The 20,499-nt window shown below is 73.2% G+C and carries 12 protein-coding genes; 4 read left to right on the forward strand and 8 right to left on the reverse strand.

Annotated elements, in window-relative coordinates:
* Nucleotides 1-75: 75 nt before the first annotated feature.
* Genes NQZ70_RS28775 through NQZ70_RS28785 form a run of 3 tightly spaced genes read right to left on the reverse strand, consistent with a single transcriptional unit; the run spans nucleotide 76 to nucleotide 3,415 of the window.
* Nucleotides 76-1,890 carry an LA_2272 family surface repeat-containing protein gene (locus tag NQZ70_RS28775; protein ID WP_129577063.1) on the reverse strand — a complete coding sequence of 605 codons (1,815 nt, stop codon included), beginning with the start codon at nucleotides 1,888-1,890 and terminating at the stop codon, nucleotides 76-78.
* A 56-nt stretch (nucleotides 1,891-1,946) separates the two neighbouring features.
* Entirely contained in the window at nucleotides 1,947-2,816 is an 870-nt protein-coding gene (locus NQZ70_RS28780; RefSeq protein ID WP_129577064.1) for a tol-pal system YbgF family protein, read from the reverse strand.
* Nucleotides 2,813-3,415 (reverse strand): RNA polymerase sigma factor, encoded by a 603-nt coding sequence (locus tag NQZ70_RS28785; protein WP_129577065.1) that lies wholly within the window; start codon nucleotides 3,413-3,415, stop codon nucleotides 2,813-2,815. Before NQZ70_RS28785 ends, NQZ70_RS28780 begins: the two co-directional genes overlap by 4 nt.
* Before the next feature lie 493 nt (nucleotides 3,416-3,908).
* Here NQZ70_RS28785 and NQZ70_RS28790 point away from each other — a divergent pair, with 493 nt between their 5' ends.
* Nucleotides 3,909-4,433: a hypothetical protein gene (locus NQZ70_RS28790; RefSeq protein WP_129577066.1), complete on the forward strand. Its 525-nt coding sequence runs from the start codon at nucleotides 3,909-3,911 to the stop codon at nucleotides 4,431-4,433.
* Between the two features lie 160 nt (nucleotides 4,434-4,593).
* On the opposite strand, the gene NQZ70_RS28795 is transcribed toward NQZ70_RS28790, so the two are convergent.
* Nucleotides 4,594-5,940, reverse strand: coding sequence for a S1 family peptidase (locus NQZ70_RS28795; RefSeq protein WP_129577067.1), 1,347 nt, complete (start codon nucleotides 5,938-5,940; stop codon nucleotides 4,594-4,596).
* Between the two features lie 699 nt (nucleotides 5,941-6,639).
* Here NQZ70_RS28795 and NQZ70_RS28800 point away from each other — a divergent pair.
* The gene (locus NQZ70_RS28800; RefSeq protein ID WP_129577068.1) at nucleotides 6,640-7,662 is read left to right on the forward strand and encodes a hypothetical protein; all 1,023 of its coding nucleotides are present in this window, start codon (nucleotides 6,640-6,642) and stop codon (nucleotides 7,660-7,662) included.
* Between the two features lie 92 nt (nucleotides 7,663-7,754).
* On the opposite strand, the gene NQZ70_RS28805 is transcribed toward NQZ70_RS28800, so the two are convergent.
* The 3 genes from NQZ70_RS28805 to NQZ70_RS28815 all read right to left on the reverse strand — a co-directional run bounded on the left by NQZ70_RS28805 (nucleotide 7,755) and on the right by NQZ70_RS28815 (nucleotide 15,201).
* On the reverse strand, nucleotides 7,755-8,756 hold the full coding sequence (locus NQZ70_RS28805) for a response regulator (protein ID WP_129577069.1): 1,002 nt from the start codon (nucleotides 8,754-8,756) through the stop codon (nucleotides 7,755-7,757).
* Nucleotides 8,757-8,847: 91 nt separating this feature from the next.
* Entirely contained in the window at nucleotides 8,848-14,139 is a 5,292-nt protein-coding gene (locus tag NQZ70_RS28810; RefSeq protein WP_165374213.1) for an ATP-binding sensor histidine kinase, read from the reverse strand.
* 438 nt (nucleotides 14,140-14,577) lie between these two features.
* Nucleotides 14,578-15,201 (reverse strand): TetR/AcrR family transcriptional regulator, encoded by a 624-nt coding sequence (locus tag NQZ70_RS28815; protein ID WP_129577071.1) that lies wholly within the window; start codon nucleotides 15,199-15,201, stop codon nucleotides 14,578-14,580.
* Between the two features lie 276 nt (nucleotides 15,202-15,477).
* Between NQZ70_RS28815 and NQZ70_RS28820 the strand changes: the two genes are divergently transcribed.
* Nucleotides 15,478-18,105, forward strand: a complete 2,628-nt coding sequence (locus tag NQZ70_RS28820; RefSeq protein ID WP_272825930.1) for a serine/threonine-protein kinase — start codon at nucleotides 15,478-15,480, stop codon at nucleotides 18,103-18,105.
* 6 nt (nucleotides 18,106-18,111) lie between these two features.
* On the opposite strand, the gene NQZ70_RS28825 is transcribed toward NQZ70_RS28820, so the two are convergent.
* Nucleotides 18,112-19,551: a sorbosone dehydrogenase family protein gene (locus NQZ70_RS28825; protein WP_237244144.1), complete on the reverse strand. Its 1,440-nt coding sequence runs from the start codon at nucleotides 19,549-19,551 to the stop codon at nucleotides 18,112-18,114.
* A 232-nt stretch (nucleotides 19,552-19,783) separates the two neighbouring features.
* Here NQZ70_RS28825 and NQZ70_RS28830 point away from each other — a divergent pair, with 232 nt between their 5' ends.
* Nucleotides 19,784-20,434: a cytochrome c3 family protein gene (locus NQZ70_RS28830; RefSeq protein ID WP_129577074.1), complete on the forward strand. Its 651-nt coding sequence runs from the start codon at nucleotides 19,784-19,786 to the stop codon at nucleotides 20,432-20,434.
* Nucleotides 20,435-20,499 lie beyond the last annotated feature (65 nt).

The raw sequence follows: 20,499 nt of genomic DNA on the forward strand, positions 1-20,499 counted from the left end.
CATGAATCGATGAACGGAAAGTAAATTCGTTCATGCGTCCGTCAACCCGCCCTGCGATCGAGCGCGGCGGTCAGGTCAGAACGCCTCGACGCCGACCACGATGCCGGGCCAGCCGCGCCAGGGATTCACGTCGTCGGCGCTGTCGGCGAAGGAGGTGCTGCCGTACGGGCTGAGGCGGGCGTCCTCTGCGGTGTCGCCGAAGGCGACGTTGTAGCTGGGGCCGCCGAAGACCGCGAGCTCCGGGGAGAGGCGGACGCCGAGGACCGCGCGCGCCTGCACCAGCGAGGCCGACGGGTTGGCCGTCGAGGGCTCGTGGATCGAGTACCCGAGCAGGTCCAGGTCGGCGTAGGCGCGCTCGCCGAGGGAGATGCGGCCGCCCAGGCCGAGCGAGAAGACCATGCGGGGGTGGTCGCCCGAGAGGCGGACGCCGATCCCGTAGATGTTGTGGAAGTGATCGCTCCCGTTCTTGAGGCCGGCCATCGCGATGCCGGACTCCATCCCCCACACGTCGACGTGGAGACGGCCGTTGCGGATGAAGTTGAGCAGCCCGAGCGAGAACGGCGAGTCGTCGGCGTAGTTGACGAGGCCGATCTGCATCCCTTCCACCTTGCCCGTGGCCACGTTCAGGAGCCCGATCTGCACGTCGGTCGACTCGCCCGCAGCGAGGTTGGTCAGGCTGATCTGCGTGCCGCTCGACTTACCCGCGGCCAGGTTGGCGAGGCCGATCTGCACGTCGGTCGCCGCGCCCACGGCGAGGTTGATCGCGCCGAGCTGCACGCCGGTCGCGTCGCTCACGGCGGCGTTGGCCACGCCGAGCTGCAGATCGGCCGAGGCGCCCGCGGCGACGTTGATCGCGCCGAGCTGCGCACCGTCCACGGCGCCGGCGGCGACGTTGAGCACGCCGCCCTGCGCGCCGTCCACGGCGCCGGCGGCGACGTTGATCGAGCCGACCTGCGCGCCCGAGAGCGACCTCGCGAGGTTGAGGCCCAGCGCGATCTGCGCGCCGCGCGCCGGGCCGAGCGCGAGGTTGGCGCCGGCCGCGAGCTGGGCGCCGCACAGGAACGACGAGGCGATGTTGACGCCGACGCCGACCTCGAGGCCCGCGATGCCCGCGGTATATCCGCCGGCGAGGTTGAGCGAATAGCGGCGGACGACGTTCGTGCCGTCGAACGTCGAGGTGCCGACGAACGGGGCGATGTCGGCGCCGAGGAGGACGTTCTTCGCGCCGGGGAGCGAGCACCGGGGAGGCTCCGGGCGCGCGGGCTGCGAGGGGCGCGCGGCCTGCGCGCCCCGCGCGGCGCCCGCTGGCGCGGCCTGCTCGCCGGCGGCCGGGGGCGCCGGGGGCGGGGCGGGCTCCGGCTGCGCGGCGGGCGGCGCCTCGGGGGCGCGCTTGCCGAACGACGCCGCGAGCTCCGCGGCCTCGTCCCGGACCAGGTTGCCCGCGAGCAGGGCGATCGCCTCGGCGGCGCGATCGGGATCCTCGGGGAGGTCGATGGTGCGCTCGATGCGGCGGCCGTCCGCGGCGCTGTAGCTCAGCGTGACGCGGCCGTCGGGCTCGCCGCGGAGCACCAGCGTGGGGCGCCCGGCGGCCGCCGCGCGGGCCAGCGTCACGCCGGCGCCGAGCTCGCGCTCGACGGCGGCGCGCACCGCGTCGGGATCGAGCGTCCACGGCGCGCCGTCGACGACGAGATCGACGCCGGCGGCGCGCGGCTCCTCGGCGAGGGCGCGCGCGGGAGGCGCGGCGGCCGCGGCGAACGCGCCCGCGGCCGCGAGGGCGCGCAGGAGGACGACGCCCGCGCGGAGGCCTGCGCGGCGCGCGGGCGTCTTCCGGTCGCGGCGCGGCGAGCCCCGCGGCGGCGCGGGGGGAGGAGCGATGTGGGGAGTGTTCATCGACCGTGCTGTGCCCGCTCGCGGCGCGTTCGTTCACGCGCGCGCGACGCTCACGCTCACTCGTCCGCGCTGCGCATCGCCTCGAGCAGCGAGCGCGATTCGGCCTGGCGGTAGCCGCCGAACGAGCCCTGCGCAAACGGCTCGAGCGCCCGCTGCGCCTCGTCCTTGCGGCCGAGGCGAACGAGGCAGAGGGCGCGGTTGTACTGGGCCTCGACGGCGAAGCGGCCGCGCGGGGCAGCGGCGAGGTAAGCGTTCCAGGCCGAGAGCGCGGACGCGGGATCGCGCTCGACGAAGTGCGCGCGGTGCGCCGCCTGGTAGAGCGCGTCCGCGTCGGGCCCCGCCGGCGGGCGCTGGACGGCCTGCGGATCGCCCGCCGGCGAGGGCGCGGGGCGCGCGGCGCGCGGCGCGACGGGCGGGCGCGCGCGCGGCGCGACCGCGAGCTCCGGCGCGCGCTGCGGCGCGGGGGCGACCGGGGGATCGGCGGTGGGCAGAGACGGCGGCGGCGGGGCGGGCGCGATCGGCGCGGCGCTCGCCTCGGCCTCCGGCGGCGCGGGCGCCTCGACGTCGGGCGCCTCGACGTCGGGCGCCTCGGGCGCGGGCGCGTCGGCCGCGTGTCGCGGCCCGGAGCGCGCGCGCGGCGACGGCGGCGCCGGAGGCGCGCTCGGCGGCTCGGCCGCGCTCAGGCCGAGCTGGGACGCGATGTCGTGGAAGGCGTCCGGGAACCAGCGCGCGGCCGAGGCCCACGCGGCCGAGCCGACGAGCACGGCGGCCAGCGGGACGACCACGCGGACCGTGGTGAGCCGGCGGGCGCGCTGCGCCTTCAGGCTCCTCATCACGCGGGCGCGCGTCTCGTCGCGGCGGGCGACGGACGCGTCCGCATCGTCGCGCAGCGCGCGCGCGGCCTCGCGGAGCACGTCGTCCTTCATGGGGTCCTCTCTTCCAGCAGCGTCCGGAGCTTCTGCTTGGCGTGGAACAGCCGCGTGCGCACCGTCGCCTCGGGCACGCCGAGGATCTCGGACACCTCGCGCGCGCTGCGCTCCTCGACCTCGCAGAGCACGAACGTCGCGCGCTGCGCGTCCGGCAGCGCGTCGAGGGCGCGGCTCAGGGCCTGGGCGAGCGCGGCGCGGCCGGCTTCCCGCTCGGGGCTCGGCGCGTCCCCCTCGTCCGGCTCCAGGGCGAGCCGCTCCATGGCGGCGCGGCGGCGCGCGGCGGCGCGGAGGTGGTGGCGGGAGTGGTTGACCGCGATCGCGATGAGGAACGTCTTCAGCGACGAGCCGCCGCGGAACCGCTGCGCGGCCTGCGGCAAGCTGACGAAGACGTCGTGCGCCAGGTCCTCGGCGGCGGCGTCGTCGCCGGTGAGGCGGCGGGCGAACCCGCGCACCGCCGCGTAGTGCTTGTCGTACGCCTCGCCCACCGCCGCGGCGTCGCCGCGCCGCAGCCGCTCGACGAGCGCCTCCTCCTCGTCCTGCGCGCGCTCGGCGCCGCGGGAGAAGAGGAACGGCATCACGAGCGCGAGCGTCCTCATCGGCCGCGACCTCTCCGCGGCGCTCGCGGGGTGACCGGGGCCCGCCGCCTCTCCCGGCGGAAAGCCCGCCGCTCGCTCCGTCCCTTCTCGGTCCATCCCTGCGTTGTCATGGTTACATCCGAACGGGCCCAGCGGCGCGGCCCTTTTGACGTCGGCCGGCGTCGGGGGGGTCGGGGCGACCTGTGGCACACGGCTTCGTGCCCGGCGTGGCGGGGATCGTTCATGGGGCGGCGTCGGTTTCGTGCCCGGACGGGTCCGGAACGTTCAACCCCGGCGGGGGAAATCGACCTCGGCCGGCGAAGCCGACCTCCGGGTGTACTCCACCTCACCGAGACGAGGGGTTGGCGCTGGGTGGGCGTCGAGATCGTGCGGAGGCGCGGGAGCGTTGAACGGAGCGCGCGGCGGCGGGCACGCAGCGTCGGGTGGGCAGAGGGCGCCGCGGGAAGTGCGGCGCCGCTGCCCTGGGTCCATCGCTGATCAGGAGTGATGACGTATGAGCATGCGCACCGCCTTCGAGTGGGGCCTCGGCCTCTCTTTGTGCTTCGCCTCGACGACGATGATGGGGTGTTACATCAACACAAACGATCGCTGCGACTGGGATGAAGATGAGGAGGAGTGCTTCTGGGACGAAGGCCCCGGCGCTCCCCACGCGGGGCGCCCGGACCGCGAAGAAGAGGAAGAAGAAGATGACCACTCGGGCACCGGCGGCGAGGGCGGCGTGAGCACCGGCGGCCAGAGCGGCTCGGGCACGGGCGGCCAGGGCGGCGTGAGCACCGGCGGCGACGGCGGGAGCTCCTCGGAGAACCCGGGCGCCTGCGAGGCGGACTGCGACTGCCCGAGCGGCGACGAGTGCGTCGAGGGGACCTGCAAGACGCCCTGCGCGGCGTCGTGCGATTGCCCCGAGGGCGAGTCGTGCGAGGCCGGCTATTGCGAGCCGCCGCCCGAGCCGGCGATCTCCTGCGAGGCGGACTGCGACTGTCCGAGCGGCAGCGAGTGCGTCGAGGGGACCTGCACCTGAGGCGCACGGCGCTTCCCGGGGGCCCTAGCTCAATGTGACCCGGGGCGCCTCCGCGCTCGCCGGTCGTGTCGCCGCGCGCTGCCCAAGGAGTCCCTGGAGCGGGACAGCAGCCGGGCGGCCAGCGCGGGGCGGCGCTCACGCGGCGGCCGCTCGTCCGCAGCTACGGCGCGTGCAAGACATTGACGTTCAGCACCGACTCGGCGGCCCGGATGCCCTGGTAGAGGCTGTCGCACTCGCTGTATCCGGCCACCTGGAGCCCGTAGGCCACGTGCGAGGCGTACATCGGCGCGCCGCTGTCGCCGCCGGTCCCGCAGAACGACCCGCGACCCAGCTTCCGCACGGTCACGCCGCCGTACGTGGCCGTGACCCCGAGCTGGGTGACGTACCCGCAGTCGCTGCGGCCGTAGAAGGCGCCGGTGGTGCAGATGCGCATGCCCAGCACGCTCAGGTGGTCGGACTTGATCGTATACGTCGTGTTGGTCGTCGTGTCCGGCCCGCTCGTGACGTGGACCCACGGCTCCGGCTCCCATCCGCCCGGGTTCTTGATCCGCAGGATCGCCATGTCACCGCCCGTGTGCCACTCCCAGTGCCACACGGGGCCGATCACATGGCTGGACTTGTCGGTGAAGCGGGTCGACCAGTCGTCGACGTTTCCGGGCGCGCAATGCCCGGCGGTGAACTGGTAGAGCACGTCGTCGATCTTGCTCTTGGCGATGAACGCCCCGGTGCAACCCGCTCCGGAGTTGGTGATCCGTATACCGCCGCGTAGCGGCGGGTCGCAATGGGGATAGACGCAGGCGCGCGCCGTGGCGCGGCCGGCGTACGAGCCGAGCGCGAGCACGCCGCCGAGCTCCGCCCTCGCGGCGGCGACAAGATCGCGCTGGGCGTCGGTCAGCCGGCCCTCGGCTGGTACCTGCAGCTCGACCGCATTGAGGTCCGCGCGCAAGCCGGCGGTCAGGGTCGCGTCCGCGCCGTCGTTGACCTTCTCGATCCGATCGCCGAGCCGGTCATTGGCGCGCTCGAGCTCCGCCATGGAGTGGCGCACCTCGACGATATCGTACCCCTCGGTCAGACCGATCTTCCGGGCCGCGTCCCGCACGACGGCGACCGCGTCGGTGCCGGCCTTGCCCGCCACGCCGACGATGATCCGGTCGCCGCGGGCGGCGTCGATCCAGGTGCCGCCGAACTGGTCGCCCAGACCGGCGCTGACCAGCTCTTCGAGCTCTGGCGCGAGCGTCTGCCAGCCGAGCCGCTGCTGCGCTTCGGCGTACGAGATGCCACGCTCGCGGGCGAACCCCTCTACTTCCCAGTCCTTCTCGGCGCGGGTGGCGGAAGACAGCGGCGAAAATCCGCTGGGCGACAGGTGTCCTTCCGAGACCGAGTCCTCGTGCGAAGGCTCCGTGTCCGGATCGGCCGTCAAGCATCCCGAGAGCAGCGCCGTCACGGCGGGGATGGCGAGCCATTGGAGGGACAGCGTGGTCTTTCGATGGTGATAGTACATGATCATCTCCGTTCTCGATCAAAGGCTCTGTCGGGGAGACGCGGCGTGACTCCGCCGATGAGCCCAGCCAAGGATCCCGAGCGCAGGCCGCCGCGCGACACGCGCGCTCGCCGCGGAACAACCGCCTGCTGGCATCGACGATCCAGCGGCGCCCGTCCGAGGTCGCGCCGCAATCCGATGGTTAGCAACGGGCATGCCGATGAGCTCGCCGCGAGCCGACATCGGCCGCCGATGCGCTCGACATCACCGCGATGCGCGCGGCGCGGCGCTCGCGCATGCGTGTCGGAACGGAGGTCGTCGATCACGAGCGCATCCAGAGGCTGAAAAGAGCGCGGTCGACATCATCGCCAGCCGAGATCACGGCGGAATCGGCTCGACCCCGCGCTTCGTCCCCGCCCGGCGACCGACGCAGCTGCTCGACCCTGGGGCGTCTCGCCGGAGGGGCGAGCCTCCACGCCTGGAGGCCACGGCCTCCAGGCCGCAGCCTTCATCCCGGCACATCGCTCCCCCGGCGGCCTCCCGGGCGCGTGGCGCCGCCGCCCAACTCGCCGTCAAAGCATCGACCTCCCGCGCGAACGGCGACCTGCGTGTTCGGCGCCTGATCCCGGAATCAAGTCGTACGACTTCACACAACTTAACAGCAAGCGGGCGGGGTCTGCGCTACTCACGCCGTGGGGGGAAAACACCGCTTTCAGGAGAAACCTTATGATCGAGAAGAGCACCCTGTCGACGCATACCCATTCTCGTCGTCCGTCGCGCGCCGTCTGGCCTCGCGTCGGCGCGGCGCTGTTGCTCCTCGGAACCCTCGGCGGCGCCGCGTGCACCGCCGGTGTCGACGTGGAGGAGGAGAGCCTCGGCGAGGCGAGCCTGCTCGGGACTTACGATCTGACGAGCAGCTACACGGGCACCGTCGGAGATACCCGCGGCTGGCTCATCGAGTGGGAGGTCCCCGAGCTCCTCAACGAGTCCACGGCCTGGGGCGTGGTGGGCCAGTGGTACTACAACCTCGAGTCCGGCATTTACCACAGCCCGGACGGGTGGTTCATCTACTACTTCGGAGATGATAACGGCACTACGGGGAATCATCCGAGCTGCGACGGGCAGTGGACCGATAACGGCGTCCCCATCGGGGGCATCTGCGGCCTCGGGGGTACCCTCCCCGAGCTCCAGCCCGGGGATCAGGTCGTCTTCAAGTACGAGTGGTGCACGTCCGCGCGTGTCGCCGACGTGAACGGCTCGCTGCTCTGCCTCTATGTCGACGTGAAGGACGGCTCCGGCTGGCAGTTCCTCGCCCAGGACGCGCGCACCACGGTCGAGATGTACGCGCACGACATCGAGCATTTCCGCGACGTGGGCCCGCAGTACGCCGAGCCGCACATCTCCTGCGACGCGCCCATCAAGATGCTGCGCCAGCAGCTGAAGACCACCTCCGGCGTCTGGCAGAACATGTCGGGCTCGAGCACCTGGTCGTTCCACAACGCCCCTCCGTACGTCTACCAGAACAAGAACCTCAGCGCGTCGCCGTCGACCTGGGAGGCGTGCTCGACGTGCAGCAGCCTGCCCGCATGGCAGTCGGGGCAGGTGTATACGCCCTCCACGCTGGTCACCTACGGAGGCCAGTTCTGGCAGGCGACCCAGCAGATCTGGTGGTCGCACCCGGACTGCCCGCCCATCAACCCGGCCTCGTGGTGCCCTGCCGAGTGGGTCTCCCTCGGGTCGTGTAACTGATCGCGGATCTTCCCCCACGACGCGCGCCGGAGGCACCCCTGCTCTCGGGGGGTTGAGGCGCAGGGCGCATCACCCCCCTCCGAGCAGGATCCCTAAACCTTGTGCCGCCGGAGAGCGAACGCGACGCCCTCCTGGAGCGTCAGAAACGTCCTTAGCCCCGAGAGCGAGACGCCGAGCGCGACCAGCTGCAGCGCCGCCTCCGGGCCGAGGCCGGTCAGCACCGGCTCCGCGCCGAGCAGCCGGACCGCGCCCGCCGTCCGCTCGAGCTCCATCGCCATCGGCTCATCCATCCTCGGCACGCCCGTCACGTCGATGATCGCGGTCCGGGTGCCCCGCGCGACGATCCCCGCGAGCAGCGCCGACCGCATGCCCTCGCCGCGGCGCGCGTCGAGCTCCCCCACGAGCGGGACCACGACCGCGCGCCGGGAGATCGGCACGATCGGCGTCGACAGCGCCGCGAGCGCCTCGACCTGCGCCCGGAGCGCGATCTCCCGCTCGCGCAGCCGGCTCTCCTCCTCCTGGCGCTGCCGGAGCTCGGCGAGGTGCGCCTCGCGCTCGAGCAGCGCGGCGTGCGCCCTCGCGCGCTCCCGCTGGTGCCGCCACTTCGCGCTCAGCGCCGCGGCCATCTGCCGCACCTCCACCGGCTCGAACGGCTTCTTGAGGATCAGGTACCGGTCCACCTCCGAGAGCCGGCTCGCGATCTCCTTCCAGGACAGGTCGGTGTACGCCGTGCAGAACACCGCCTGCACGTCCGGATCCTCCTCGAAGATCCGGTGGATCGTCTCGACCCCGTCGATCCCGGGAGGCATCCGGAAGTCCACGAACGCCACCGCGTAGGGCTCCCCGCGCGCCCGCGCCTGCCGCACGAGCTCGACCCCCTCCTCGCCCTGGTGCGCCAGCGTGAGCTCCACGTCGAGCTCGACCACCGGGAGCGTCATCGGCGCGTCGAGATCGCCGAAGAGCTCGGCCTCGTGCTCCTCGAGCGACGACCTCTGGGGCCCGACCCTCAAGATCCGCTGGAAATCGCTGTGGATCGCCGCGTTGTCGTCGACGACCAGGATCCTCGTTCTGTGGAGCGCGCTCGCCTTGTTCATCGGGACCTCGGCCCGCGCCGGTCCGCTCGATCCGAGCGAGCCGGCCCTGCCGTGCACGGAAGATCGCCGCCCCGCGCCCGCCGGGCGCGCGTCAAGCGAGCGCCTCGGCGCGCCGCTTCCCGCTCCGGGGCGCGGTGGCCGGGAGATCGAGCGTGAACTTCGCGCCCTGGCCGGGGCCGCTGCTCTCCACGCGGAGGTCCGCGCCGAGCAGGCGGGCCTCCAGCACGCTCGCGTGCAGGCCGAGCCCCGTGCCCTCGGGCCACGTGGTGAAACCCTGCTGGAACAGCCGCGCCAGGTGATCCGACGCGATGCCCACGCCGGTGTCCTCGACCTCCACCGAGCAGCCGCCCCCGTCCCGCGGCGCGCACCGGACGAGGACCCGGCGATCCGGGCCCACCGCGTGGCACACGGCCCGCCGCGCGTTCGTGATGAGGTTCGTGACGATCTGGAGCAGCCGGTGCCGGTCCGTCTCGACCCGCGCCTCGTCCGAGAGCTCGCAGACGACCTCGATGCCGTGGTGCGCGCGCTCGGCGCGGTTCAGCCCGACGCGCAGGGCGTCCTCGACCACCGAGGAGACCATGACCGGCTCGACGATGATCTTCATCCCGGCATTGCGCAGCTGATCGGACACGATGTCGCGGATGCGGGCCACGCACTCGCCGAGCTCCGCGAGCTCGCCGGCGGCGGCGTCCTGCTCGGCCGCGAGGTGGCGCGCCAGCTCGTCGACGTACTCGATCAGCCGCTGGCCGCGCGGGTCGTCCGAGAGGAACCCGGCGAGGTCGCCCCGGTGCGCCTTCAGGAGCTGCGCCACCTGGCCGAGCCGCGGGACGCGCGAGCCCGTGATCCGCTCCGAGAGCTGCATCCGCAGCACCATGACGCTGTTCAGCGCGTTGCCCACGTTGTGCATGGCGCTGCCCGCGACCTCGGCCATCCCCGCCTTGCGCGCGGCGTCGACGAGCTGCTGCTGCGTGCTCCGGAGCTCGCGCGTGCGCTCCTCCACCATGCGCTCGAGGCTCTCGTAGACGAGCGCGTTGTTGAACGAGACGGCCGCCTGCGCGGCGAGCAGGTGCAGGATCTCGAGCCGCTCGGGCCCGAAGAGCCCCTCGAACAGGTTGTTCTCCAGGTAGATCGCGCCGAGCGCCCGCCCCTTGAAGAGCAGCGGCGCGCACAGCATCGACCGGACCTTGCGCGCGCTCACGTACGGGTCGTCCCGCAAGGCCGGGTCCTGCGAGGCGTCGGCGTGGATCACGCTCTGCCGCGTGCGCACCGCGAGCCGCACCGCCGAGGCGCAGACCTCGTCGCTCTGGTCCCCGAGCGGGATCGACGGCAGCGCCCTCGACGCCGGCGGGTGCGCCGTGCCCAGCGCCACCAGCGCGAGGTCGTCGCCGCGCACGAGCAGCAGCGCCCCCCGCTCGGCGCCGGCGTTCTCGACGAGCACCTGCACCATGCTGCTGAGCAGCCGCTCGACGACCAGCTCCTCGGAGAGCACGCGCGCCGCCTTGAGCAGCGTCTCCGCGTCGAACACGTCCGCCCGCGCGCCCCGCTCTCGCCCGGGCTTGATGAGCGGGAACTCCTCGGTCAAGAGCGCGATCTTGCGGTCCACGCCCCACCGGCCGTAGGCCTGCAGCGCGTCGGTCAGGAAGTCGAGCGCCACGCGCGTCCTGCCGCGCGACATCCAGAAGCGGCCGGCCAGCTCGCACGCGAGCGCCTCGATGTTGACGAACGCGTGCTGCCGGCCCAGCGCGATCGCCTGCTCGTACAGCCTCGCGGCCTCGTCCACCCGGCCATCGAGCCGCGCCGCCTCCGCCTCGACGAGCGCGTGCTTGTGGGAGAAGTTCGCCGGGCAGCTCTCCGCCCAGCCGCGCAGCCGCTCGCGGCACGCGTCCAGATCGGCCCGGAGCCGCGCCCGCTCCCCCTCCGCCGCCTCGGGCAAGAGCGCCGCGAGCGCCAGCGCCCGGTAGAACCTGAGCGCCGCGGTCTGGAACTTCCCCGCGAGGAAGCCGAGGTTCTCCTCCGCCTCGTCGGCGAGCCGCAGCGCCTCCGCGGGCAGGCCGTGCAGGTACAGGCACATCGCCTTGAGGATCTGGTAGTGGCAGAGCGCGTAGCGCGTCTGGTGCGCCTCGCAGTCCTTGAGGTACTGCTCCTCCGTCAGCGCCTCCTCGGCGACCGCGGCCGCGTCGCCCGTCAGGTCCCGCAGCGCCAGCAGCAGGCCGAGGATGCTGTGCGTGGCGACCGTGTGCTTGGTGCGCTTGGCGAAGCGCAGCGACGCGGGCAGCTCCTCGAGCAGCCCGCGCGCGCTGGCGCCGCGGAACAGCGGGTTGAGCAGCAGGTAGATGAGGAAGTAGCCCGCGAACTGCAGGTCCCCCGCGTCCAGGCCCGCCCGGTAGCCGTCCCGGAACAGCGCGTCCGTCTCCGACAGCGGGCGCACCCACGACTGGATGTTGTTGCCGAGGATGTAGCAGGCGCGGCAGAAGTCGCCCTGCATCCGGAACCGCAGGCCGATGTCCGCCGCCAGCCGGCCGAACGCGTAGCCCTGGTGGTAGTCGCCGTAGAAGTGCCCGATCAGCCCGCCGTACATGGCGAAGCCGTACGACGCCTCGGGCGCCAGCCCGTGCTCGAGCGAGATCCGCACGATGCTGCAGCACGCGAAGAAGTTCAGCTTCTCGAGCTTCAGCATGTACAGCGGCGCCATCAGCTCGTTGAGCACGCCGACCGCCAGCCGCTGGCTCTCGCCTTCGATCTCCTCCGCCTCGATCAGCGACGCCGGCGCCCGGCCGCCCAGCAGCTGCTCGACCCGCGCCGCCTCGGCCTCGACCAGCGCGTCGAGCTCCGCCGCGCTCGCGCGCGACGGCAGCGCCACGCCGACCAGCGCGAGCGCCTCCCGCCCGGCCTCCACCGTGTCGGTGAAGCGCCCACGCATCGTGTACTGCACCATCCGCAGCTTCAGCAGATCGGCCTTCTCCACCGGCGTCCTGGCGTAGCCGAGCGCCTCGGTGACCAGCGCCTCGGCCGCGTCCATCGCCCCGAGCAGGTACTCCACCTCGGCCAGCTGCCTGAGCAGGGCGAAGGCGAGCGCGTAGTGCGACGCGAACGCGCCGGCCGGCAGCAGCCCGCGGCCCGCCTCCAGGTAGCGCCGGGCGGCGGCGTACGCGGTCGACTGCTTGGCGCGGACGGCGGCCTCCAGGTTGAGCTGCGCGATCGCGAGCCGCTCCTCGACGGACTGCACGAGGCCGAGCCCCTCGTCGAGCTGCTCGACGATCTCGAAGATGCGCTCGGAGCGCTCCTCCGGCGCCGCGGCCGCGAGCAGCCGCCGGCCGATCCGGAGGTGGACCGCCTCGCGCTGCGGCCTGTCGATGAGCCCATAGACCGCCTGCTGCACCCGGTCGTGCAGGAAGCGGTAGCGTCCCGCGGCGGCCTCGCCCGAGGGCTCGCCGACCGGGAGGATGTACTCGTCGCGGATCGCCGGCAGGAGGCGGCGCGCGACCTCCGCCCTGCCGAGGCCGGCGATGACCGCGAGGGTCTCCAGATCGAACGTGTTCCCGATGCACGCGGCGAGCCTCAGCAGCTCGACCGTCCCGGCGTCGAGGCTGCGCACCCGCCCGCTCATCAGCTCCACGACGTTCTCGGTGAACCCGCGCGCCTCGATCTTCTCGATGTCCCAGCGGAAGCGGCGCTCCTCCGGGCAGAAGCAGACGAGCCCGTCGGCGTCGAGCGCCTGGAGGAACTGCCGCGCGAAGAACGGGTTCCCCTCCGTCTTGTGCATGACGAGCCAGGCGAGCGGCTCCACCGCCCTCGGGTCCTGCCTCAGGGTGTCGGCCACGAGCCGGGTCAGCGCCGCGAACTGGAGCGGGAAGAGCTGTATCGTGTTCACCGTCACCGAGGTCGCCTGCACGGACCTCAGCGTCATGAGCAATGGGTGGCTCTCGTTCACCTCGTTGTCGCGATAGGCCCCGACGAGGAGCAAGGGCCCGAGATCCTCGCCGCCGTGGAGCCCCTCGAGGAGCCAGAGCGAGCCGGCGTCGGCCCACTGGAGGTCGTCGAGGAACAGGACCAGCGGCTGCTCGCGGCCGCAGAACGCCTCGAGGACCCCGCGGAACGCGAGCAGGAGGCGGTGCTGCGCCTCCGCCGGACCGAGCTCGGCCGGCGCCGGCGGGACGTTCCCGGCGCCGAGGACGATCCCGAGCTCGGGCAGCACCTCGACGAGCAGCGACGCGTTCCTCCCGAGGCGCTTCAGCAGCGACTGCCGCGCGGCCTCGACCCGCTCCGCGCTCTCCGCCAGCACCTGCTGGAGCAGGCTCCGGAGCGCCTGGATCACCGCGGAATAGGGGATCCCGCGGTGGAGACGGTCGAACTTGCCCGAGATGAAATAGCCGTGCTCCCGCGTGAGCGGCTTGTAGATCTCGTGCACGAGCGACGTCTTGCCGATCCCGGAATAGCCCGTGATCATGATCATCTCGCGGCTGCCGGCGAGCACCCGCTCGAAGATCGACAGGTACTGCTGCGCCTCCCCCTCGCGGCCGTAGAGGCGCTGCGGGATGCGGAAATGACCGGAGACGTCGTGCTCGCCGGGGGGGAACGGGTCGATCCGCCCGGCCTCGCGGAGCGCGCGCTGGCACCTCTCGAGGTCCTTCGACAGCCCCTCTGCGCTCTGGTACCGCTCCTCCGCGTCCTTGGCGAGGAGCTTCATCACGATGGCCGACACGGCCGGAGGAACGGAGTCCTCGGGCAGCGGCGCGGGCGGCCGGGCCAGGTGGGCGTGCATCCACTCGAGCGGCCCCGAGGCGTCGAACGGCAGGCGCCCGGCGAGCATCACGTAGAACACGACCCCGAGCGAATAGAGGTCTGTGCGCCAGTCGAGGGTCCGGTTCATCCGGCCCGTCTGCTCCGGCGACATGTAGGGGAGCCTGCCCTCCTCGACCGTGCTCTGCGCCTGCGGGTGCTCCTTGCGGAGCCGCGTCGCGAACATGAAATGGGTGAGCCGGACCGCGCCTGTCCCGGGGTCGACGAAGAAGCTCTGCGGCTGGATGTGCTTGTGGATCACGCCGCCGCCGTGCACCTCGGCGAGCGCGTCCGCCATGCGCGCGGCCCACGAGAGGAGCTGCTCGATCCGGAGCGGAGCGCGCGCGAGGAGCGCGTCGAGGGGCGTGAGCCCCTCGTCCTCGAAGACGAGCACCGGTGTCTCGCCGGACAGCTCCATCCGCGCGGGGCTCAGCGCCCCCGCGGCGTCGAGAGAGCGGGTGATCTCGAATTCGTTGAGGAGCGCAGAAGCGGCCGCAGCAGCCGTGTGACGAGGTGAGTCGAGGTGCCCCTTGAGCAGGACGCGGCGCTCGTCGCTCTCGCGCACGGCGCGCACGAAGCTCCACCGCTCATTTGTCGTATGCACCACCTCTTCGCTTCGATAGCCCACAGCTGCTTGCAAGGCTCTGCTCCGATCTGGCGAGGCGATGACTGCCCTCCAGCAAGGGCGGAGCATAAGCCGCCGATCCGCGGCTGTCACAGAAATTGTCGAAACTCCAGGGAGAACTCGGCGTCTGTCGGTGTTTGCGCGTGTTTGCGCGTGTTTGCGCGCGTTTGCGCGCCTCTGCGCTCGAGATCATCGAACCAGGGAGTGCGCACAGAGGCCCTGCCGGTGCGCGGATCGAGGGCTCTCGTGTCCAGAGGACACGAGCTCGCGCCGCAGAGGCGCGTCGCGCGGCCCGTCAGACAGCCTCGCTGACCCGCGCGGCGGCCGGGGCGGCGACTGGGGCTCTCGGGCCCCCTGCGCGGCGCCCGCCGGGGCAGGCGGGCTTACCCCGCGAGCACGGATACGCCGGCGCCGCGGTCAGCGCTTCGGCGTGGGGGCGGGCGCGCGGCCGACGAGGCCGTAAAGGACGATCCGGTGGACCGCGGACAGCATCGCCAGGGCTTCGTCGCGGGAGCTCTGGAACAGCCACGGAGGGGAGAAGCTCGCGTAGGCGCGCAGGAGCGCGCGCGCGGCGAGCTCGGGGTCCTCGGCGTCGAGCTCGCCCGCGCGGGCGCCGCGCGCGATGAGGTCGCGGAGGAGGGCGCGCTCCTCGTCGAGGAAGCGGGCGTGGGCCGCCTTCACGGCGCGGCTCTGGCAATGCACGAGGTCGCAGGCGTGCGCGCCCGAGCCGGCGAGCTCCAGGAAGGAGCGCGCGCGGACGTCGAACACCGCGCGCAGCCGGTCGCAGAAGGGCAGGTCGTCCACGGCCGCGGCGGCGCGCATGGCGGCCATGACGGCGCGGTGCTGGCCGTGGGAGAGCTCCTCGACGATGGCGTCCTTCGAGGCGAACTCCAGGTACACGGCGCCGACCGCGATCTCGGCCTCGCGGGCGATGTCGGCGACGGTGGTCTTGGCAGGCCCGTACCGGCGGAGGAGCCGCTCTGTCGCCTCGAGGATCCGCTGACGCCGCTCGCTCGCGCCGCCGGGGTGACCGTGCTCCATGGCGTGAGCGATGTTCTCTCGGATTCACGCCCGGGGGAAGCGTCCCGGCGAGCCGTCGGCGGGAACACCCCGGGGGCGGGGCGGGCGGCGCGCGGGCGCGCGGGACGCCGAAGCAGGCGCGGGCCCGCGGCGCGCGGGCGCGGGGCGACGGAGCCGAGCCATGACGTTGATTGCCGTCCGTCCGGCGGCTATCGTGGGCTGGCTTTGCGCCGGATTCTCCGCGAAGATCGCGCGTTTCACGCGATCCTCGATCCGGCGGGCCGAAGGGACCGACCGATGACGAGCACCGCGCCGACACACGACGAAGCCGAAGGGCTGGTTCGACAGGGGCAGGTGATCGCCGGCAAGTACCGCGTCGACCGGGTGATCGGCATCGGCGGGATGGGCGTCGTCGTCGCCGCCACCCACCTCCAGCTGGAGGAGCAGGTCGCGATCAAGCTGCTCCTGCCCGCGGCCGCCCACTCGCGCACCCTCGCCGAGCGCTTCGTGCGCGAGGCGCGCGCCGCGGTGAAGGTCAAGAGCGAGCACGTCGCCCGCGTGACCGACGTCGGGACGCTCGAGTCGGGCACGCCGTACATGGTGATGGAGTACCTGTCCGGCAGCGACCTCGCCGAGGCGCTCCGCGCCGGCGGGCCCATGCCGCCGCAGGTCGCCGTCGAGTACGTGCTCCAGGCTTGCGAAGCGCTCGCCGAGGCGCACGCCGCGGGCATCGTCCACCGCGACCTCAAGCCGGCGAACCTGTTCCTGACGCGGCGCGCCGACGGCTCGCCGTGCGTGAAGGTGCTCGACTTCGGGATCTCGAAGGTGGCGACCGGCGGCGCCGATCCGCGGATCACCGACACCACGGCCGTCATGGGCTCGCCGCTCTACATGTCGCCGGAGCAGCTCAAGTCCGCGCGCGACGTCGACGCGCGCACCGACATCTGGTCGCTCGGCGTCATCCTGTTCGAGCTGCTCGCGGGCGCGCCGCCGTTCGACGGCGCGACCATGCCGCAGCTCTGCGTGGCGATCATGCAGGGGATCCCGCGCCCGCTCGCCTCGTTCCGCCCCGACGTGCCCCCGGCGCTCGAGGCGGTGATCCAGCGGTGCCTGGAGAAGCTGCCGGAGCGGCGGTTCCGCGACGTCGGGGCGCTGGCCGAGGCGCTCGCGCCGCTCGCGAGCGGGCGGGCGCGGCTCTCCGTCGACCGGATCAGCGGGATCTCGCGGAGCTCGGCGCCGTCGCGGCCCGACGCCGCGGCGCGGAGCGGGGCGATCTCGCCGACGATGGCGAGCACCGCCGCGCCGTGGACGGGGACGGTGACGCGGCGGAAGCGGCCGGTGGGGCTCGTCGCGCTGGCCGGCATCGGCCTGTCGCTCGCGGTCGCGCTCGGGATCTTCGGCTTCCTGAGCGCCCGCGCGGGCCGCGACGGCGCCCCGGCCGAGCCGTCCGCCAGCGCCTCGGCGGCGCCGTCGCCGGCCGGCTCCGCGGCGCTGCCCGACGCGCCCGCGGCGCCGTCGCCGGCCGGCTCCGCGGCGCTGCCCGACGCGCCCGCGGCGCTCTCGCCGGCCGTCACGCCCGGCAGTGTCGAGGCGCCCCCGCCGGCGGAGGACCGCGCGGCGGCGGGCCCGGCCGCGGCCGCCTCCGCGGCGGCGGGCCCGGCCGTCGCCGTCTCCGCGGCGGCGGCCGGCGGCAAGCCCGCGACGGCGCGCCCGGCGAGCGCCGCCCCCGACCCGCGGGCGCCGCGGCCCCGCCGCAGCCCCGGACCGCCCGGCCGGCCGCCGCTCCGGCCGCCGCGCCGGCGAGCGGCAACCTGTTCGACGATCGCAAGTGAGGACACGACCATGACGAGCCTGCCCATGCAGCACCTCGGGCGCCTGCTGGCGCTCGCGATGTTCCTTGCCGCCCTCGTGGGGGGCGGCCGCGACGCCAGGGCCGATACGGCGGCGGCGCAGGCGCTGTTCGACGCGGCCAGGCAGCTGATGGCCCAGGGCAAGCACGCCGAGGCGTGCCCCAAGCTCGAGGAGAGCCAGCGGCTCGATCCCGGGATCGGCACGCAGTTCAACCTCGCGGCCTGCTACGAGCAGCTCGGCCGGACGGCGAGCGCCTGGTCGACGTTCCTCGACGTGGCGGGCGCGGCCAAGGCCGCCGGCCAGCTGGAGCGCGAGAAGGTCGCGCGGCAGCGCGCCACGGCGCTGGAGCCGAAGCTCGTCCGGCTGACGATCACGGCGCCCGCGGACGCCCCGGCCGACCTCCAGGTGAAGCGCGACGGCGCCCTCGTGGGGCGCGCGCAGTGGGGCACGCCGGTGCCCGTGGATCCCGGACAGCACACGGTCGAGGCCTCCGCCGCCGGCCGCTCGCCGTTCGTGAAGACCGTCGAGGTCAACAAGGCCGGCGCCTCGGAGACGGTGGCCGTCCCGCCGCTCGCGGCCGCGCCGGCCCGCGCCGCCGCCCCGCCGGCGAGCGGCCCCGCCGCGCCGCCGCCCGCGCGCGCCGCCGCCCCGCCGACGAGCGGCGCCGCGCTCGCGCCCTTGGCCGGGCGCGCGCCGCCCCCCCCGGCCGAGCCGCTGACCCGGCGCCGCAGCAAGGGGTTGATGGTCACGGGCATCGTCCTGACGAGCATCGGCGCCGTGGCCCTCCTCGGCGGCGGCCTGGCGTTCGCCGCGAGCTCGGGCACGGACTCGGAGTACACGGGGGAGCCCCCCGACCCGTTCGAGGAAGAGTTCGGCTACGAGGAAGATGCCAGCGCGGAGGAGGCCGGCATCGCGCTCATCCTCGGCGGGGTCGTCTTCGCCGGCGTCGGCATCCCGCTCGCGATCATCGGCGGCCGCAAGGTGCCGGTCCAGCCGGAGAAGAAGGCCGCCTCCGCGCCGCCGCCCGAGCTCGTCCTCGGCCCGCGCTACGCCGGGCTCCGCTGGTCCATGTGAGCGCCCTCATTCCGGATCGATGCGGTACACGGTGCCGCCGCCGAAATCCGTGACGTAGACCTCGCCCGTGCCGTCCTGCCCGAAGCTGGCGAGCTTGAAGCGGAACGACCCGAGATCGTCCGTCCGGTCGACGGGCGCGGACGCCACCCCGCCCTCGTATCTCAGCGTCCAGATCCGGCCGCTGCAGTAGTCGCCGAAAAAGTAACTGCCGCGGAGCCACGGGATCTTGCTCCCCCGGTAGACGTAGCCGCCGGTGACCGAGCAGTCCTCGATCACCTGCCCGGCATGGCCGTATTCGGCGGCGGGGAGCGTCGTGGCGCCCTCGGGGTCGCAGTCCTCCGCCGGCGAGAAGCAGTGCGCGCCCTCCATCAGGCGCCAGCCGTAGTTCTTCCGGCCCTGCCCCGCCGGCTCGATGTTGATCTCCTCCCAGAGCCGCTGTCCGACGTCGGCGATGTAGAGATCGCCCGTGCACGCGTCGAAGCTGAAGCGGTACGGGTTCCGTAGGCCATAGTCCCAGATCTCGGGCAGGACGCCTTCGCCGGTCATGTTCCCTTCCGGGATGCGGTACGGGTGCGTCGAGACGTCGATGCGAAGGATCTTCCCGAGCCACGTCGCGAGATCCTGGCCGTTGCCGACGGGCGAGTGGCCGGGGCCGGTATCGTTGCTGTTCCCGCCGTCGCCGAGCGCGAGATAGAGAAAGCCGTCGACCGGGCTGAACTCGAGCGAGCCGCCGTTGTGGTTGCGCGCCGGCTGCGCCTGCTCGAGGTAGGTGGCCACCGGCGTCGGATTGGCCACGTCCGGGCGCTCGCCCCGCGCGAACTCGACGACGCGCGTATCGCCGTCCGTCGCCTTGTCGGAGTAGTGGACGAAGAAGCGGCCGTTGCTCTCGTACTCCGGGTGGAAGGCGAGCCCGAGGAGGCCGCGCTCGTCCGCGAAGATGAGGAGGTCCCGGATGTCGAGGAAGACCGTCGGCTCGGTCGACCCCTCGTCGAGGACGAGGATCTGACCGGGCTGCGTCACGATGAAGAGCCGCGTCGGGTCGCCCGGCGCGGATTTCACGAGGATCGGGGATTTGAGGCCGGTGACGAGCGGGGTGAGCTTCAGCGCGCCCTCGTCCTCGGACGGCGGCGCGCAGCTCAGCCGCGCGCCGCCCCCGCCGCTCGCGCCAGCGCCGCCGGCGCCGCCGTCACCGCCGGCCCCGCCGTCACCGGCGCCGCCCCCGCCGGAGCTGCCCCCGGCATCGCCGCTTCCGCCGGCGCCGCCGTCACCGCCGGCGCCGCTCCCGCCCGGACCGCCGGTCGAGGAGGCGGAGGAGGCCGCGCCGCCGGTGCCGAGCGTCAGCGGGGAGATCGATTCGTCGCGCGAGCACGCGAAGAAGGCGAGCCCGGTCGCCACCGGAAGCGCGATGACCAGGAGGGGCGATAGGGCAGAGCTCGATGGCCTCATCACGGCAAGATATCGCAGATCTCCGTCCCTGGAGGCGAAGATCTGGTGTTCGCGGCCGGCGCTCGCGCGCATGGTGCAATCGAGCGCACGCCGGACGGCGCCGCTCCGGGATCGCCCGAGCGCGCGGATCCCGGCGCGCGCTCGATGAGATCGCGAAACGACCCCGGTGATCTCCGCATCGATGGAGATGGCCGACTCGCCGCCCGTCGAGCGATGCCGGTCACACGAGATCATGGCATCCGTTTTTCCGCGCTGGAGCAACACCGCGTTCCGACTCGCCATCGCGGCCGTCCTCCTCGGCGGCGCGGCGGCCGTGGCGGCGCCGATGATCTACGTGCGCACGGAGTGGAACACCGGGCAGAACCTGCCCGTGCAGCAGCCGGTGCAGTTCGACCACAGGCACCATGTGCAGGACGACGCCATCGATTGCCGGTTCTGCCATTCCACGGTCGAGCGCGCCGGCACGGCGGGGATGCCGTCGACCGCGCTCTGCATGGGGTGTCACAGCCAGATCTGGAATCAGAGCCCCAAGCTCGAGCTCGTCCGGAGCAGCTATTTCTCGGACACCCCCATCGCCTGGAACCGCGTCACCGACGTCCCCGACTTCGTCTACTTCAACCACGCGATCCACGTGAACAAGGGGGTGGGCTGCGTGACGTGCCACGGCCGCGTGGACCAGATGCCCGACGTCCGGAAGGTGTCTCCGATGACGATGGGCTGGTGCCTCGCCTGCCACAGGGCGCCGGAGCGGCACCTCCGCCCGCCCTCCGCCGTCACGGACATGGAGTGGGACGCCGGCCCCGACGCGGAGCGGATCGGCCGCCAGATCGCGCAGCAGCTCGGCGTGCGGCGCCTCGAGCACTGCTCGACCTGCCACAGGTGAACGCGCGGGATCGAGGATCGAGCGGAGGCGCGGAGACGAGGAGACGGCATGCGGCGAACAGCGGA

Source organism: Sorangium sp. So ce836 (assembly GCF_028553905.1).
Classification (GTDB): domain Bacteria; phylum Myxococcota_A; class Polyangia; order Polyangiales; family Polyangiaceae; genus Sorangium; species Sorangium cellulosum_D.